12 protein-coding genes are annotated in these 15,219 nt (G+C 59.0%); 9 read left to right on the top strand and 3 right to left on the bottom strand.

Going from position 1 to position 15,219, the window contains the following annotated elements:
- Window positions 1-23: 23 nt before the first annotated feature.
- The gene (gene bioB / locus CUN63_RS15255) at window positions 24-1,079 is read right to left on the bottom strand and encodes a biotin synthase BioB (protein ID WP_129440595.1); all 1,056 of its coding nucleotides are present in this window, start codon (window positions 1,077-1,079) and stop codon (window positions 24-26) included.
- A 92-nt stretch (window positions 1,080-1,171) separates the two neighbouring features.
- Here bioB and CUN63_RS15250 point away from each other — a divergent pair, with 92 nt between their 5' ends.
- The 6 genes from CUN63_RS15250 (at window position 1,172) to rarD (ending at window position 8,315) form a co-directional block, all read left to right on the top strand.
- Window positions 1,172-1,912 carry a ComF family protein gene (locus CUN63_RS15250; protein WP_129440593.1) on the top strand — a complete coding sequence of 247 codons (741 nt, stop codon included), beginning with the start codon at window positions 1,172-1,174 and terminating at the stop codon, window positions 1,910-1,912.
- Between the two features lie 204 nt (window positions 1,913-2,116).
- Window positions 2,117-2,881, top strand: coding sequence for a TOBE domain-containing protein (locus tag CUN63_RS15245; RefSeq protein ID WP_129440591.1), 765 nt, complete (start codon window positions 2,117-2,119; stop codon window positions 2,879-2,881).
- Window positions 2,882-2,939: 58 nt separating this feature from the next.
- The gene (locus CUN63_RS15240; RefSeq protein ID WP_129440589.1) at window positions 2,940-4,841 is read left to right on the top strand and encodes a PhoX family phosphatase; all 1,902 of its coding nucleotides are present in this window, start codon (window positions 2,940-2,942) and stop codon (window positions 4,839-4,841) included.
- A gap of 197 nt (window positions 4,842-5,038) precedes the next feature.
- On the top strand, window positions 5,039-6,013 hold the full coding sequence (locus tag CUN63_RS15235; protein ID WP_129440587.1) for a serine/threonine protein kinase: 975 nt from the start codon (window positions 5,039-5,041) through the stop codon (window positions 6,011-6,013).
- A 310-nt stretch (window positions 6,014-6,323) separates the two neighbouring features.
- Window positions 6,324-7,253, top strand: coding sequence for a transposase (locus CUN63_RS15225; protein ID WP_129440585.1), 930 nt, complete (start codon window positions 6,324-6,326; stop codon window positions 7,251-7,253).
- Between the two features lie 174 nt (window positions 7,254-7,427).
- Entirely contained in the window at window positions 7,428-8,315 is an 888-nt protein-coding gene (rarD, locus tag CUN63_RS15220) for an EamA family transporter RarD (RefSeq protein ID WP_129440583.1), read from the top strand.
- A 215-nt stretch (window positions 8,316-8,530) separates the two neighbouring features.
- On the opposite strand, the gene CUN63_RS15215 is transcribed toward rarD, so the two are convergent.
- On the bottom strand, window positions 8,531-9,049 hold the full coding sequence (locus tag CUN63_RS15215; protein ID WP_007947710.1) for a glycine cleavage system protein R: 519 nt from the start codon (window positions 9,047-9,049) through the stop codon (window positions 8,531-8,533).
- A gap of 479 nt (window positions 9,050-9,528) precedes the next feature.
- Here CUN63_RS15215 and CUN63_RS15210 point away from each other — a divergent pair, with 479 nt between their 5' ends.
- Window positions 9,529-11,706, top strand: coding sequence for a malate synthase G (locus CUN63_RS15210; protein ID WP_129440581.1), 2,178 nt, complete (start codon window positions 9,529-9,531; stop codon window positions 11,704-11,706).
- 157 nt (window positions 11,707-11,863) lie between these two features.
- Here CUN63_RS15210 and CUN63_RS15205 read toward each other — a convergent pair whose 3' ends face one another.
- On the bottom strand, window positions 11,864-12,310 hold the full coding sequence (locus tag CUN63_RS15205) for a response regulator (RefSeq protein ID WP_129440579.1): 447 nt from the start codon (window positions 12,308-12,310) through the stop codon (window positions 11,864-11,866).
- 253 nt (window positions 12,311-12,563) lie between these two features.
- Between CUN63_RS15205 and CUN63_RS15200 the strand changes: the two genes are divergently transcribed.
- Both CUN63_RS15200 and CUN63_RS15195 read left to right on the top strand, forming a co-directional pair.
- Window positions 12,564-14,504: a putative nucleotidyltransferase substrate binding domain-containing protein gene (locus CUN63_RS15200; RefSeq protein WP_129445104.1), complete on the top strand. Its 1,941-nt coding sequence runs from the start codon at window positions 12,564-12,566 to the stop codon at window positions 14,502-14,504.
- The gene (locus CUN63_RS15195; protein WP_129440577.1) at window positions 14,501-15,208 is read left to right on the top strand and encodes a PolC-type DNA polymerase III; all 708 of its coding nucleotides are present in this window, start codon (window positions 14,501-14,503) and stop codon (window positions 15,206-15,208) included. Before CUN63_RS15200 ends, CUN63_RS15195 begins: the two co-directional genes overlap by 4 nt.
- The last annotated feature ends 11 nt before the right edge of the window (window positions 15,209-15,219 follow it).

Below are 15,219 nucleotides of genomic sequence, written 5' to 3'. Positions count from 1 at the left end.
CCTACAGGGAATCGATAGGGCGATTAAACAGCAGCGTTATAGAACTGCTCGCTGCTCTTCTGCTCAACCAGCGCTTGTTCGATCGCTGCCTGGTGGACTTCGTCCGCGTGCTCTTCACGCGCTTCCGGCAGGATGCCTAAGCGCCCGAACAGTTGCATGTCCTTGTCGGCCTGCGGGTTGGCGGTGGTCAGCAGCTTATCGCCGTAGAAAATCGAGTTCGCGCCGGCAAAGAACGCCAGGGCCTGCATCTGCTCGTTCATCGCTTCGCGGCCGGCGGACAGGCGCACGTGGGATTGCGGCATCAGGATACGTGCGACAGCCAGCATGCGGATGAAGTCGAACGGGTCGATATCGTCGGCATTTTCCAGCGGCGTTCCGGCGACTTTCACCAGCATGTTGATCGGCACCGACTCCGGGTGCTCCGGCAGGTTGGCCAGCTGGATCAGCAGATTGGCGCGATCGTCGAGGGACTCGCCCATGCCGAGAATGCCGCCGGAGCAGATCTTCATCCCGGACTCACGCACGTAGGCCAGCGTTTGCAGGCGCTCGCTGTAAGTGCGGGTGGTGATGATGCTGCCGTAGAACTCAGGCGAGGTATCCAGGTTGTGGTTGTAGTAGTCGAGGCCGGCGTCAGCCAGAGCGACGGTCTGGTCCTGATCAAGGCGACCGAGGGTCATGCAGGTTTCCAGGCCCATGGCTTTCACGCCTTTGACCATTTCCAGCACGTAAGGCATGTCTTTGGCCGACGGATGTTTCCACGCCGCACCCATGCAGAAACGGGTCGAACCGATGGCCTTGGCGCGAGCGGCCTCTTCGAGGACCTTCTGCACTTCCATCAGTTTTTCTTTTTCCAGGCCGGTGTTGTAGTGACCGGACTGCGGACAATATTTGCAATCTTCCGGGCAGGCACCGGTTTTGATCGACAGCAGCGTCGACACCTGGACCCGATTGGCGTCGAAATGCGCGCGGTGCACCGTCTGCGCCTGGAACAACAGGTCATTGAATGGCTGAACGAAGAGTGCTTTGACTTCGGCCAAAGACCAGTCATGACGCAGGGTTGCAGTGGTGCTGGCGCTCATGGGCGTTTCCTTTGTTTTATGCTTGGCAAGCGACTGGGGAATGGAATACCCACAGACGCGACACGGATGTTCGGCATATTTAAGGAAGACTCATGCGCTGTCAACCACGATACGAAGGACCGGTTTACATCTGGTTAAAAAACGACCAATTCTGTTTGCTCTGTTCAGAACCCGCCGATGAATGCACACCCATCTGCATGGCCTGTGAAACAGAGTTGCCCTGGCTTGGCGATCAATGCCAAACCTGCGCCCTGCCGTTGCCCACCGCTGGCCTGACCTGCGGCCAATGCCTGAAACAACCGCCAGCCTTTGAACGGGTCGCTACGCCTTGGACTTACAGCTTTCCGGTGGACACGTTGATCACACGCTTCAAACACTCTGCGAAGTGGCCGTTTGGTCGCCTGCTCGCCGAACTTCTCGCTCAGTTTCTGCAACATCGCTTCGATGAAGACCTGAATCGACCCGACGCGCTCATCCCGGTTCCGCTGGCCTCCAAACGACTGCGTAAACGGGGTTTCAACCAGGCCGCGATGCTCGCCCGCTGGCTCAGCACCAGCCTCGACATTCCGTGCGATGAAACGCTGTTACTGAGGATTCAGGACACCAGCGCCCAACAGGACCTGAATGCCGAGGCCCGCAAAAAGAACCTGCGCAACGCCTTCGCCCTGACGCCCGATGCGTGCATCAAGGGTCGTCATTTAGCATTGGTGGACGATGTGTTGACCACCGGCGCCACGGCGCAAGCCTTGGCTCGTCTGTTGATGGACGCCGGCGCCGCGCGGGTGGACGTCTATTGTCTGGCTCGCACACCCAAGCCCGGCGATGCGGTTTAACCCCAGGGAACAAAACCTGTGGGAGCGGGCTTGCTCCGGGCGGCGTTCCGACGAAGACGGACTGACATTCAACAGAGGTGTCGACTGAACTGGCACCTTCGCGAGCAAGCCCGCTCCCACAGTGGACAGTGTTACACCTGACTTGACTCCCGAGCCCCAAGCCGCCAACGTCTTTCCCATCGCCACAGCCCAAAGCGTCTTGCCATGTCCTTGCCTACGTTGTTGTCCCATCACATTGTCCGTCGTCCGCAGCGCATCGCGTTGCTGCAACACATCGCCGAACAAGGCTCGATTACCCGCGCCGCGAAAAGCGCGGGGCTGAGTTACAAAGCAGCCTGGGACGCCATCGATGAGCTGAACAACCTCGCGCAAAAACCGTTGGTGGAGCGCAGTGTCGGCGGCAAGGGCGGCGGCGGTGCCAAACTCTCCAGAGAAGGCGAGCGCGTATTGCGCCTGTATCAAAAGCTGCAAGCCTTGCAGGCTCAGGTGCTGGAAGCCGCCGAAGATGCCAGCGATCTCGACCTGCTCGGCCGACTGATGCTCAGAACCAGCGCGCGCAATCAACTGCATGGCAAGGTTGTGGCGATTGATACCCAAGGGCACAACGACCGAATTCGTCTCGAGCTGGCCGAAGGCTTGAGCATCGATGCGCAGATCACTCACGACAGCACCCTGCGTCTGGAACTCGAAATCGGCACCGAAGTGGTCGCACTGATCAAGGCCGGTTGGCTGGAGTTGCTGGGCATCGATCAAGTGGCAACACCCGGCAATAATTGCCTGAAGGGCATCATCGAGGAAATTCTCGACGCCGAGGACGGTCCCAGTGAAGTTCGAATCGGCCTGCCCAACGGCCAGACACTCTGCGCGCTGGCCGAACCGCTGCACTTGAGAACCCTCGGTTTGACGACGGACAAACCGGTGCTGGTGCAGTTCGCGCCATCCAACGTTTTACTCGGTACACCGCTTTGAAACACAAGTGTCATTAACGCTCATTAAGGTGACTGCAAAAACCCGCAGGGAGCCTGATGTGAGCCTATTAGAAGACAACCAATCCACCGACCTCGAGAACATGGTCGGCCTCAGCCGTCGTGGCTTCATCAGCGCCGGCGCCCTTTGCGGTGCAGCGATGTTCATGGGCGGCAACCTGCTGAGCCGCAGCGTGCTGGCCGCCAGCGTCAACGCCGGCTCCAGCAACCTGTTGGGTTTTGACAGTATTCCCGCCGCCACCAGCGACGCCATTACTCTACCGCCAGGCTATAAATCTTCGGTATTGATCAGTTGGGGCCAACCCCTGCAGAAGAACGGCCCGGCATTCGACCCGAGCGGTAACGGCACAGCTGAACATCAGGAAGCCCAGTTCGGCGACAACAACGACGGCATGAGCCTGTTCGAATTCCCCGGTGACCACAACCGGGCGCTGATGGCGATCAACAACGAATACACCAACTATCGCTACCTCTACGCCCACGGCGGCATGCCGCAATCGGCTGCTGACGTGCGCAAGGCATTGGCCTGTGAAGGCGTGTCGGTGATCGAAGTGCAGCGCAAGAACGGCCAGTGGGATTTCGTCCAGGGCTCGCGCTACAACCGGCGCATTCACGGCAACGCGCCGATCAACCTGAGCGGTCCGGCCGCCGGCCACGCGCTGCTGAAAACCAGTGCCGACCCTCACGGCAAGAACGTCCTTGGCACCTTCCAGAACTGCGCCAACGGCAAGACGCCGTGGGGCACGTATCTGACCTGCGAAGAAAACTTCACTGACTGCTTCGGCAGCAGCAATGCCGAGCAAAAATTCGACGCCGCGCAGAAACGCTACGGCGCAGTGGCGGCCAGCAAAGAGATCAACTGGCACCCACACGACGAGCGCTTCGACCTGGCGAAAAACCCCAACGAGCTCAACCGTCACGGTTGGGTCGTGGAAATCGACCCGTTCGACCCGCAATCGACGCCAGTCAAACGCACCGCGTTGGGCCGCTTCAAACATGAAAACGCCGCCCTGGCCGAAACCAGTGATGGTCACGCCGTGGTGTACATGGGCGATGATGAGCGCGGCGAGTTCATCTACAAATTCGTCAGTCGCGACAAGATCAACCACAAGAACCCCAAGGCCAACCGCGACCTGCTGGACCACGGCACCTTGTACGTGGCGCGCTTCGACGCGGGCGACGGCAATGCCGATCATCCGAAAGGCCAAGGCGAATGGATCGAACTGACCCACGGTAAAAACGGCATCGACGCCAGCAGCGGTTTCGCCGATCAGGCCGAAGTGTTGATTCACGCCCGCCTCGCCGCAAGTGTGGTGAAGGCCACGCGCATGGACCGCCCGGAATGGATCGTCGTCAGCCCCAAGGATGGCCAGGTCTATTGCACGCTGACCAACAACGCCAAGCGTGGCGAGGATGGCCAGCCGGTGGGCGGACCGAACCCGCGCGAGAAAAACGTCTACGGGCAGATTCTGCGCTGGCGCACTGACCGGGACGATCACGGCTCGAAAAGCTTTGCCTGGGACCTGTTCGTGGTCGCCGGCAATCCGGGCGTCCACGCGGGCACGCCGAAGGGCGGTTCGTCGAACATCACACCGCAAAACATGTTCAACAGCCCGGACGGCTTGGGTTTCGACAAGGCTGGGCGGTTGTGGATTCTCACCGATGGCGATTCGAGCAATGCCGGTGATTTCGCGGGCATGGGCAACAATCAGATGCTGTGTGCCGACCCGGTAACCGGGGAGATTCGTCGTTTCATGGTCGGGCCAGTGGGCTGCGAGGTGACGGGGATCAGCTTCTCGCCGGATCAGAAGACCTTGTTTGTCGGGATTCAGCATCCGGGGGAGAACGGCGGGTCGACGTTCCCTGAGCATCTGCCGAATGGCAAACCGCGGTCTTCGGTGATGGCAATTTCCCGTGAAGATGGCGGGGTCGTCGGCGCCTGATCGGGCCTCTTCGCGAGCAAGCCCGCTCCCACATTCGACCGTATTCTTCTGGGAGAACTCGGTTAAATGTGGGAGCGGGCTTGCTCGCGAATGCGTCAGCCCAGACAACACTTACCTCAAGCCCACCCCCTAAAGAAGCCCCGTCTGCGCTACCATGCTTGGCCGGACGCGGCAGCCTGCCGCGCGCAGGAGTCAGCATGGCCCACCCGTTTGCAACCCTCACCCCAGACCTCGTGCTCGATGCCGTCGAAAGCATCGGCTTTCTCAGCGACGCGCGCATTCTGGCGCTCAACAGCTACGAGAACCGTGTCTATCAGGTCGGTATCGAAGACTCCGAACCGCTGATCGCCAAGTTCTACCGTCCGCAGCGCTGGACCAACGAAGCAATTCTCGAAGAGCACCAATTCACCTTCGAACTCGCCGAGTGCGACGTGCCGGTGGTCGCGCCGATGATTCACAACGGTGCCAGCCTGCACGAACACAACGGTTTCCGCTTCACCCTGTTCCCCCGCCGTGGCGGCCGTGCGCCGGAGCCGGGCAATCTCGATCAGCTGTATCGCCTGGGGCAACTGCTCGGTCGCCTGCACGCCGTCGGCACTACAAAACCGTTCGAACACCGTGAAGCGCTGGGCGTGAAGAACTTCGGTCATGACTCGCTGACGACATTGCTCGAAGGCAATTTCGTACCCAAAAGCCTGCTGCCGGCCTACGAGTCCGTGGCCCGCGACCTGCTCAAGCGTGTGGAAGAGGTCTACAACGTTACGCCGCACAAGAACATCCGCATGCACGGCGACTGCCATCCCGGCAACATGATGTGCCGCGACGAGATGTTCCACATCGTCGACCTGGACGACTGCCGCATGGGCCCGGCGGTGCAGGACATCTGGATGATGCTGGCGGGTGATCGTCAGGAATGTCTGGGTCAGTTGTCGGAATTGATGGACGGCTACAGCGAGTTCCACGACTTCGATCCGCGGGAACTGGCGTTGATCGAACCGCTGCGCGCCTTGCGCCTGATGCACTACAGCGCCTGGCTCGCCCGCCGCTGGGACGACCCGGCGTTCCCGCACAGTTTTCCGTGGTTCGGTACGGAGCGGTATTGGGGCGACCAAGTGTTGGCGTTGCGTGAACAGTTGGCCGCGCTCAACGAAGAGCCATTGAAGCTCTTCTGACGAACACAGATCCCCTGTGGGAGCGGGCTTGCTCGCGAAGGCGGTCTGGCAGTCGACATCAATGTTGAATGTTCAACCGCTTTCGCGAACAAGCCCGCTTGTGTCTTGCGCAGGGATTAGGATGAGGATGAGAGCGGTGAGTGGCAAGCTGAATGCCCGGAGTGCCTGAAGCACGTGTGGGAGCTCATGCTGCCATTCACCTCTCTACTCTGGTTATTGAGCCCGGACAGTTGAACGAGCCTACCTCGAACAGTACAAGCGTGGTGCCCAGCCAGAGTGCTCTCACCTTTGAGTGTAAGAGGATTTGGTTATGTTTTCCTGCGCAGGCATCGATGTTTCCAAAGACAATCTTGAAATCCGGATCAACCCGCAAGACGTTGGCGCAAGNCACCCCAACACTGCCGGTGGTTTCGTTGCNCTGATTGTTTGNCTAAAGCTCTACAGCGTCCNTCGTGTATTGCTGGAAGCCACCGGTGGTTACGAGCGAGAAGCCATGAAAGCGCTTCAANCCGCGGGCTTCGAAGTCTTGCGGATCAATCCTCGCCGGGCCAAGGACTTTGCCAAAGCGATGGGCTATCGCGCCAAAACCGACCCGATAGATGCACGGCTTCTTGCCGAGTTTGCAGCGGTCATAAAGGACTCCGATAGCCGAGTCATAAGCTCTGAACAGGCTAACTTACGTGCCCTGGTACAGCAGCGCGAAAACTTTGTTCAGCAGCAAAGTGACGATGTGCGACGCATCAAAACTGCCTCTNCGGACTTGGTTAAACCCTTGTTGCAGAGCCACATCGACTATTTAGGCCAAGCCATAAAGTCGATAGAAAAGCTGATCCGTCAAAGTGCTAAAGACCTGNACCGTGATAAAGCTGCCCGTTTGTGCGCAGTTAAAGGAATCGGTCTCGTGACGGCGGCTAGCTTAATGGCTTATCTGCCTGAACTGGGAGAGGTTGGCCGGCATGAGATTGCAGCACTGGCAGGCATAGCCCCTTACAACGACGANAGTGGCCAACATGAAGGTCCGCGCCACATTAGCGGCGGCAGGTTCGCTGCGCGTCGTGCCATGTACATGGCGTGTTGGGTGGTGATCCAGCGGCAACCTGAGTTTAAGGCTCGGTATGAAGCACTGCGCCTGAAGGGCAAATGCGCAAAGGTAGCGCTTATTGCCTGCATGCGAGTGCTGTTGGTCCGCTTGAACGCCATGATCCGAGACAAAGCTGAATGGAAAGAACGCGCAGCCTAAACAGGCTGCGGTTGTAGAGAATCACACGGGTTGAAACTGTGGGAACCCGGTTGTCTTTTGAAAAAGCTCCAAAATAAAAACAACCATGACAGTTGCTCCCACATTGGTCCGCGACCATTCCTGCAAATCTCCTTACAATCCCCTCTTTGTTAGCTGCCTAAGCAAGGATTCTGCATGCAAGCCGCCAACCCGCGTCGCGGGTACATCCTGGGCCTGAGTGCCTACATCATCTGGGGACTTTTCCCGCTCTACTTCAAAGCCATCGCCAGCGTGCCCGCCGTGGAGATCATCATCCACCGAGTGCTCTGGTCCGCGCTGTTCGGCGCCTTGCTGCTGATGGTGTGGAAACATCCGGGCTGGTGGCGCGAGTTGCGTGACAACCCGAAACGCCTGGCGATCCTGGCCCTGAGCGGCACGCTGATCGCAGCCAACTGGCTGACCTACGTTTGGTCGGTGAACAACGGGCGCATGCTCGAAGCCAGTCTCGGTTACTACATCAACCCGCTGGTGAACGTGCTGTTGGGCATGCTGATCCTTGGCGAACGGCTACGGCGCATGCAATGGCTGGCGGTTGGCCTGGCGGCGGTCGGCGTCGCGCAACAGGTCTGGCAAGTCGGCAGTCTGCCGTGGGTGTCATTGGTGTTGGCGCTGACCTTCGGTTTCTACGGACTGATCCGTAAGCAGGCACCGGTCAAGGCGCTGCCGGGTCTGGTGGTGGAAACCTGGATGCTGGTGCCGATTGCCATTGCCTGGCTGCTTTTCAATCAGACGGCCACAAGCGCTCAGCCCGAGTTCTGGACCACATCCGAAGCCTGGTGGCTGGTGGCCGCCGGTCCGGTGACGCTGGTGCCGCTGGTGTGTTTCAACGCCGCTGCACGGCATTTGCCCTACACCACGCTGGGATTCCTCCAGTACCTGGCGCCAACGCTGGTGCTGTTGCAGGCCGTTCTGCTGTTTGGCGAACATTTGTCGTCGAGCACACTGGTAGCGTTCATCTTTATCTGGGCGGGCCTGGCGGTTTACAGCATCGACGCGTGGATAAGTCTGCGTCGCCGCAGCTGATCAAAAAACGCACAAACCTCTGCAGGCTACGGCTACCGTGGCCTGCATCAATCCTTCCCAAGGTTATCCACAACGTGATCCCCGGCGTTTGTGCGCAAGTCCCTGAAACTGCTGATTTTTTGATCAAATCCTGAAGAACCCCGAACGACGTGGCCTGGCGGGCTGTCTCTACAGGTTATCCACAGGCAGGTGCACGTATAACTTGGATAACCTGCTCAGGGTTCACTGCGCAGCACCAATTCGACCATCAAATCATCCGCCAGGGTTTCCAGCCGCGATTGCAGCACGTCCAGGGACAACGTCAGCGGCACTGCCAGAATTGCTTCCGCGTGAAACAAAGGCTCGCTGCTCATCGGCGCCGGACGTACTTCGGTCACCAGACGCTCCAGGTTCACCCCCTGCTCACTCAGCAGACGCGTGATGTCGCGTACGATCCCCGGGCGGTCATTGCCCACCAATTCCATGGCTATCGGTTTCCAGGTGCAGGATTGCTCGATGCCGCTTTCGGCAATCAGCACGCGAATGCCATGGGCGGACAACGCCTGTAGGGCATCGACCAATTCGTCGTAGGCCTCGGCCGGCACGCCCACACGAAGAATCCCGGCGAACTGCCCGGCCATGCGTGACATGCGGCTCTCCAGCCAGTTGCCGCCATGCTCGGCGATGCATTGGGCAATGCGCTCGACCTGCCCTGGCTTGTCCGGAGCGAAAACAGTGAGTACGAGGTGGTCCATGGCGCAGCCCTCTTGTCATGACTTTTGTTATAGAAGACCAAGTATAGGCAAGGGACCGGAATCGTCTCGGCGTCTCAGAAAACCAAAGCCCCATAGCAGCGCAATGAAGATTATGTGTACAAGTTTTTATATTTAACTGGAACAATCCAATAGTTTTTTGAGAACATCCCGTTCCCCGACGTGACCGCAATGCGTCATGGGGTCGCAGTACGACGTAATTAGTCTAATTTTCACAAGCGCAATTCATCATGTAGTATGCCGCAGCGCGCACTACATAACGTTGGATCGATGTTTGCCACAGGCACAGTCGCAGCCCTGAAAGCCCTATCAGCAAGGCCTCAAAGCCGTTGATCGGTTCCATCCCAGCCGCCCGAAATGGCATGTACTGGTGGAAGGGGTTTGTGGTTTAAATAGCCAGAGGCTTCATTGTTAAATTGAAGAGCTGAAAAGCGAAATAGCTGAGCAGAGTGAGGCAAGCAATGACTGAACACGTTCAAGTCGGTGGCCTGCAGGTCGCCAAAGTCCTGTTCGACTTCGTGAACAACGAAGCCATTCCCGGTACCGGCCTCACCGCCGATAAGTTCTGGGCCGGTGCCGACAAGGTCATTCATGACCTGGCGCCGAAGAACAAAGCCCTACTCGCCAAACGCGATGATTTCCAGGCTCGTATCGACGGCTGGCACCAATCCCGTGCCGGTCAACCACACGACGCCGTGGCTTATAAAGCCTTCTTGCAAGACATCGGTTATCTGCTGCCAGAAGCGGCCGATTTCCAGGCAACGACGCAAAACGTCGATGACGAAATCGCCCGCATGGCCGGTCCACAGCTTGTGGTTCCGGTGATGAACGCCCGTTTCGCGCTCAATGCCTCGAACGCCCGTTGGGGTTCGCTGTATGACGCGCTCTACGGCACCGACGCCATCAGCGAAGCTGGCGGCGCGGAAAAAGGCAAAGGCTACAACAAGGTTCGCGGCGACAAGGTCATCGCCTTCGCCCGTGCCTTCCTCGACGAAGCGGCGCCATTGGCTGCCGGCACTCACGTCGATTCCACCGGCTACAAGATCGTTGACGGCAAACTGGTAGTCGCCCTTAAAGGCGGCAGCAATACCGGCCTGCGCAACGATGCACAGCTGATCGGTTTCCACGGCGATGCAGCCGCACCGACCGCGACCCTGCTGAAAAACAACGGCCTGCACTTCGAAATCCAAGTCGATGCCAGCACCCCGGTCGGCCAGACCGATGCTGCCGGCCTCAAAGACATCCTGATGGAAGCCGCGCTGACCACCATCATGGACTGCGAAGACTCCGTCGCCGCCGTCGATGCTGATGACAAAGTGGTGATCTACCGCAACTGGCTCGGCCTGATGAAGGGCAATCTGTCGGAAGAAGTCTCCAAGGGCGGTCAGACTTTTACCCGCACCATGAACGCCGACCGCACCTACACCGCCCTCGATGGCAGCGAATTGAGCCTGCACGGTCGCTCGCTGTTGTTCGTGCGTAACGTCGGTCACCTGATGACCATCGACGCGATCCTCGATAAAGAGGGTAACGAAGTGCCGGAAGGCATCCTCGACGGTCTGGTCACCAGCCTCGCGGCCATCCACAGCCTCAACGGCAACAACTCGCGCAAGAACAGCCGCACTGGCTCGGTCTACATCGTGAAGCCGAAGATGCACGGCCCGGAAGAAGCGGCGTTCACCAACGAGCTGTTCGGTCGCATCGAAGAAGTACTCGGTCTGCCGCGCAACACGCTGAAAGTCGGGATCATGGACGAGGAACGCCGCACCACGGTCAACCTCAAGGCCTGCATCAAGGCTGCCAGCGAGCGTGTAGTGTTCATCAACACCGGTTTCCTAGACCGTACCGGTGATGAAATCCACACCTCCATGGAAGCCGGCCCGATGGTGCGCAAGGCGGACATGAAGGCTGAGAAGTGGATCGGCGCCTACGAGAACTGGAACGTCGATATCGGTTTGAGCACCGGCCTGCAAGGCCGCGCCCAGATCGGTAAAGGCATGTGGGCCATGCCGGACCTGATGGCAGCGATGCTCGAACAGAAAATCGCTCACCCGATGGCCGGTGCCAATACTGCCTGGGTTCCATCGCCGACCGCTGCTGCGCTGCATGCGTTGCATTACCACAAGGTCGATGTGTTCGCCCGTCAGGCCGAACTGGCCAAACGTGCACGCGCTTCGGTGGATGACATCCTGACCATCCCTCTGGCCGTCAATCCAGACTGGACTGCAGAACAGATCAAGAACGAACTGGACAACAACGCCCAGGGCATTCTCGGTTATGTGGTGCGCTGGATCGACCAAGGCGTCGGTTGCTCGAAAGTGCCGGACATCAACGACGTCGGCCTGATGGAAGACCGTGCGACGCTGCGGATTTCCAGCCAGCACATCGCCAACTGGCTGCGTCACGGCATCGTCACCGAAGATCAGGTCATGGAAAGCCTCAAGCGCATGGCGCCAGTGGTTGACCGTCAGAACGCCAATGACCCGCTGTATCGTCCACTGGCACCGAACTTCGACAGCAACATCGCCTTTCAGGCGGCGGTCGAACTGGTGGTCGAAGGCACCAAACAGCCGAACGGCTACACCGAGCCGGTTCTGCACCGTCGTCGCCGCGAGTTCAAGGCTGCCAATGGCCTGTAACTAATCGCTGACACCGGACAAAAAAAGGCCCTGATCGAAAGATCAGGGCCTTTCTGTTTAAAGCAAAGTCAAAAAATCGCAGCCTTCGGCAGCTCCTACAGATGTACGCAATCCCATGGAGCTGCCGAAGGCTGCGATCTTTTGATCCTTTAACAATTTACACATCCATTCCCAACTCATGCTTGACCAGCGCCAACAGCTTGCCGGTATCGACAGGCTTGAGCAGGAAGTCGACTACGCTCAAATGCATCGCGGCGATCGCATCTTTTACGTCAGCGTCACCGGACACGATGATAATCGGCAATGCCGCCCGAACCGACTCACGAACCTGACGAATCAGGTCCAGGCCATCGACATTCCCCATCCGCAGATCGGTAATCACCAGGCCAATCGATGGCATCGTCTCCAACATCTTGAGTGCAGTTTCGCCACTGGCGGCAGTCATGCAGCGCACCCCGTCCAGCGCCAGAATCTCCGACAGCAACTCGCGCGCGTCTTTATCGTCGTCGACGATCAGCACCCGCTGCGGCGGCAGGTCAGGTTCCTGCATGACGGCACTCAGCGCCTCGCGCTCGGCGTCGCTCAAAATATCGTGGTCGGACATGGCTTACTCTACGTTTTCATTTCTATTCCCTAGCTCATCCGTCAGACATCGCTAAGCAGACCTTCAATGTGCACTTCGTCGGAAAGTTTTCCTATAGCCAATGCAGGAGGTTTTTCCCACAGTTGCGTCAGACATTTCCCAAATGCCGCCAGCTTCACTGCCTACCTAGACTTACGTCCAATGGGCACCCTGCGCGCAGGGGCCGACCATGGCTGAGTCATCCGACAACAACAATTCAAAAAAGACTGCGGTAATGGTTATGAGTAAAGCGGACGCCTTCACACAGGCAGGGAAAACCGCGGTGTTGCAGAACATCCAGGGCACTTTGCAATTCCTTCAGCGCTTCCCGCCCTTCAATCAAATGGAACACGCCCACCTGGCGTACCTGGTCGAGCAGTGTCAGCTGCGTTTTTATGCGCCCGGCGAGAGCATCATCAAGCCCGCCGACGGCCCGGTTGAGCATTTCTACATCGTCAAGCAAGGCCGGGTCGTGGGTGAGCGTCCCCACACGGCTAAGGGTGGGACCGAAACCACCTTCGAAATCACCACCGGCGAGTGTTTCCCCCTCGCCGCGCTGCTGGGGGAGCGTGCAACCCGCACCGAACACCTCGCGGCCGAAGACACCTTTTGCCTACAGCTGAACAAGCTGGCGTTCATCAAACTGTTCGCGCTTTCCAACGCGTTTCGCGACTTTTCCCTACGTGGCGTGAGCAGCCTGCTGGATCAGGTCAATCAGCAAGTCCAACAAAAAGCCGTGGAAACCCTCGGCACCCAATACTCGCTCAATACCCGACTGGGCGAATTGGCCATGCGCCACCCTGTCACCTGCAGCCCGGCCACGCCACTGCGTGAAGCAGTGACCCTGATGCATGAGCAGCAGGTCGGCAGCATTGTGGTGGTCGACGAACATAAAGCGCCGCTGGGGATTTTCACCCTGCGTGACTTGCGCCATGTGGTAGCCGATGGCACTAACGATTTCAACGAAGCCATCGAGCGCCACATGACCCAGGCGCCGTTTTACCTGTCGCCGGACCACAGCGCCTTCGATGCGGCGATTGCCATGACCGAGCGGCACATCGCCCACGTCTGCCTGGTCAAGGATCATCGCCTGTGCGGCGTGGTCTCTGAACGTGACCTGTTTTCCCTGCAGCGGGTCGATCTGGTGCACCTGGCGCGGACCATTCGCAGCGCCCAGAAGGTGGAAAATCTAGTCGCCATGCGCGGCGAGATCGGCCAACTGGTGGAGCGCATGCTGGCCCACGGAGCTTCTTCAACCCAGATCACGCACATCATCACCCTGCTCAACGACCACACCGTGTGCCGGGTGATCGAACTGACCCTCGCCGAGAAAGGTGACCCCGGTATTCCGTTCAGTTGGCTGTGCTTCGGTAGCGAAGGCCGTCGCGAGCAGACGCTGCACACCGATCAGGACAACGGCATTCTGTTCGAAGCCCGGGACGCGGCCCACGCCGCCGAGATTCGCGGCAAATTGCTGCCCATCGCCCAGCAGATCAACCAGAGCCTGGCGCTCTGCGGTTTCACCCTGTGCAAGGGCAACATCATGGCCGGCAACCCGGAGCTGTGTCTGTCCCGGGCCGAGTGGTCACGACGTTTTGCCGCGTTTATCCGCGAGGCCACGCCGGAGAACCTGTTGGGTTCGAGCATTTATTTCGACTTGCGGGTGGTCTGGGGCGACGAGCAAGGCTGCGAGCAGCTGCGTCAGGGCATTCTCGATCAGGTGAATGACAACCGACTGTTCCAACGGATGATGGCCGAGAACGCCCTGCGCAACCGTCCGCCCGTAGGACGTTTCCGTGAGTTCGTACTGGCTCGCAAGAATGGCGAGAAAGCCACCCTGGATTTGAAGGTCCAGGGGCTGACGCCGTTTGTCGACGGTGCCCGACTGCTCGCGTTGGCCCATGGGGTCGAGGCGAACAACACGCTGGAGCGCTTTCGCCAATTGGTGGACAAAGAAGTCATCGAACGGCTGGACGGTGCCGCGTACGAAGAGGCCTATCACTTCATCCAGCAAGCCCGCATGCAGCAACATCAGCTACAAACTCGGGAGAACTTGCCCTACTCCAACCGGGTCGATCCAGACAGCCTCAATCATCTGGATCGACGGATCCTGCGTGAATCCCTGCGCCAGGCACAACGCCTGCAAAGCAGCCTGGCCCTGCGGTATCAGTTATGAGCCTGTTTTCATGGCTGCGCCCGGCAGGTCCCAGCCTTCCCGGCGAACTTCAACAACGTCTGCAACGCTTGCCCTCGGCCGCAGAACTCAGCGAATGCAGCCTGCGCGAACAGCGCTGGGTAATGCTCGACCTGGAAACCACCGGATTGAACCTGAACAGGGATCGGGTGTTGTCCATCGGTGCGGTAGTAATCGAAGACGGGGCGATCGATTTCAGCCAGCAGTTCGAACGCACGTTGCAATGCACCGACATGAAGTTGGCGCCCAGCGTGTTGATCCACGGCCTGGGGCCGAGTGCAATTGCCGCGGGCAGCGACCCTGCTCAGGCCTTGGTCGAATTCATGGAGTTCGTCGGCGACAGCCCTGTGCTGGCGTTTCACGCGCCATTCGATCAGCACATGCTCGGGCGCGCCTTGAAAGATCATCTGGGCTACAAGTTGCAGCATCCGTTTCTGGATGTGGCCGATATCGCGCCGCTGCTTTGCCCTCAGGCGCACATTCGCGATGCCGGGCTGGATCAGTGGATCGACTGGTTCAAACTGGAAGTGTTCGAGCGCCACAATGCCAGTGCCGATGCGTTGGCCACCGCTGAGCTGGCGTTGATTCTGTTCAGCCGGGCGCGGCAGATGCAGATTCATAGCCCGTTGAATTTGCAGCAGCGGTTGAGTCAGTGGAAGCGGCGGCAGCGAGCGCCTTCTTTCTAACAGCCACCGCA

The organism is Pseudomonas sp. ACM7, from assembly GCF_004136015.1.
In the GTDB taxonomy this organism is placed as follows: Bacteria; Pseudomonadota; Gammaproteobacteria; order Pseudomonadales; family Pseudomonadaceae; genus Aquipseudomonas; species Aquipseudomonas frigoris.
Note: the sequence above shows the minus strand (reverse complement) of the source record. Positions and strands in the feature narration are given on the sequence as shown.

Excerpts from the sequence above, each read along its gene's own strand:
- bioB (WP_129440595.1), bottom strand. The coding sequence starts at position 1,079 with ATGAGCGCCAGCACCACTGCAACCCTGCGTCATGACTGGTCTTTGGCC.
- CUN63_RS15250 (WP_129440593.1), top strand. The coding sequence starts at position 1,172 with ATGCGCTGTCAACCACGATACGAAGGACCGGTTTACATCTGGTTAAAA.
- CUN63_RS15245 (WP_129440591.1), top strand. The coding sequence starts at position 2,117 with ATGTCCTTGCCTACGTTGTTGTCCCATCACATTGTCCGTCGTCCGCAG.
- CUN63_RS15235 (WP_129440587.1), top strand. The coding sequence starts at position 5,039 with ATGGCCCACCCGTTTGCAACCCTCACCCCAGACCTCGTGCTCGATGCC.
- rarD (WP_129440583.1), top strand. The coding sequence starts at position 7,428 with ATGCAAGCCGCCAACCCGCGTCGCGGGTACATCCTGGGCCTGAGTGCC.
- CUN63_RS15215 (WP_007947710.1), bottom strand. The coding sequence starts at position 9,049 with ATGGACCACCTCGTACTCACTGTTTTCGCTCCGGACAAGCCAGGGCAG.
- CUN63_RS15210 (WP_129440581.1), top strand. The coding sequence starts at position 9,529 with ATGACTGAACACGTTCAAGTCGGTGGCCTGCAGGTCGCCAAAGTCCTG.
- CUN63_RS15205 (WP_129440579.1), bottom strand. The coding sequence starts at position 12,310 with ATGTCCGACCACGATATTTTGAGCGACGCCGAGCGCGAGGCGCTGAGT.
- CUN63_RS15200 (WP_129445104.1), top strand. The coding sequence starts at position 12,564 with ATGGTTATGAGTAAAGCGGACGCCTTCACACAGGCAGGGAAAACCGCG.
- CUN63_RS15195 (WP_129440577.1), top strand. The coding sequence starts at position 14,501 with ATGAGCCTGTTTTCATGGCTGCGCCCGGCAGGTCCCAGCCTTCCCGGC.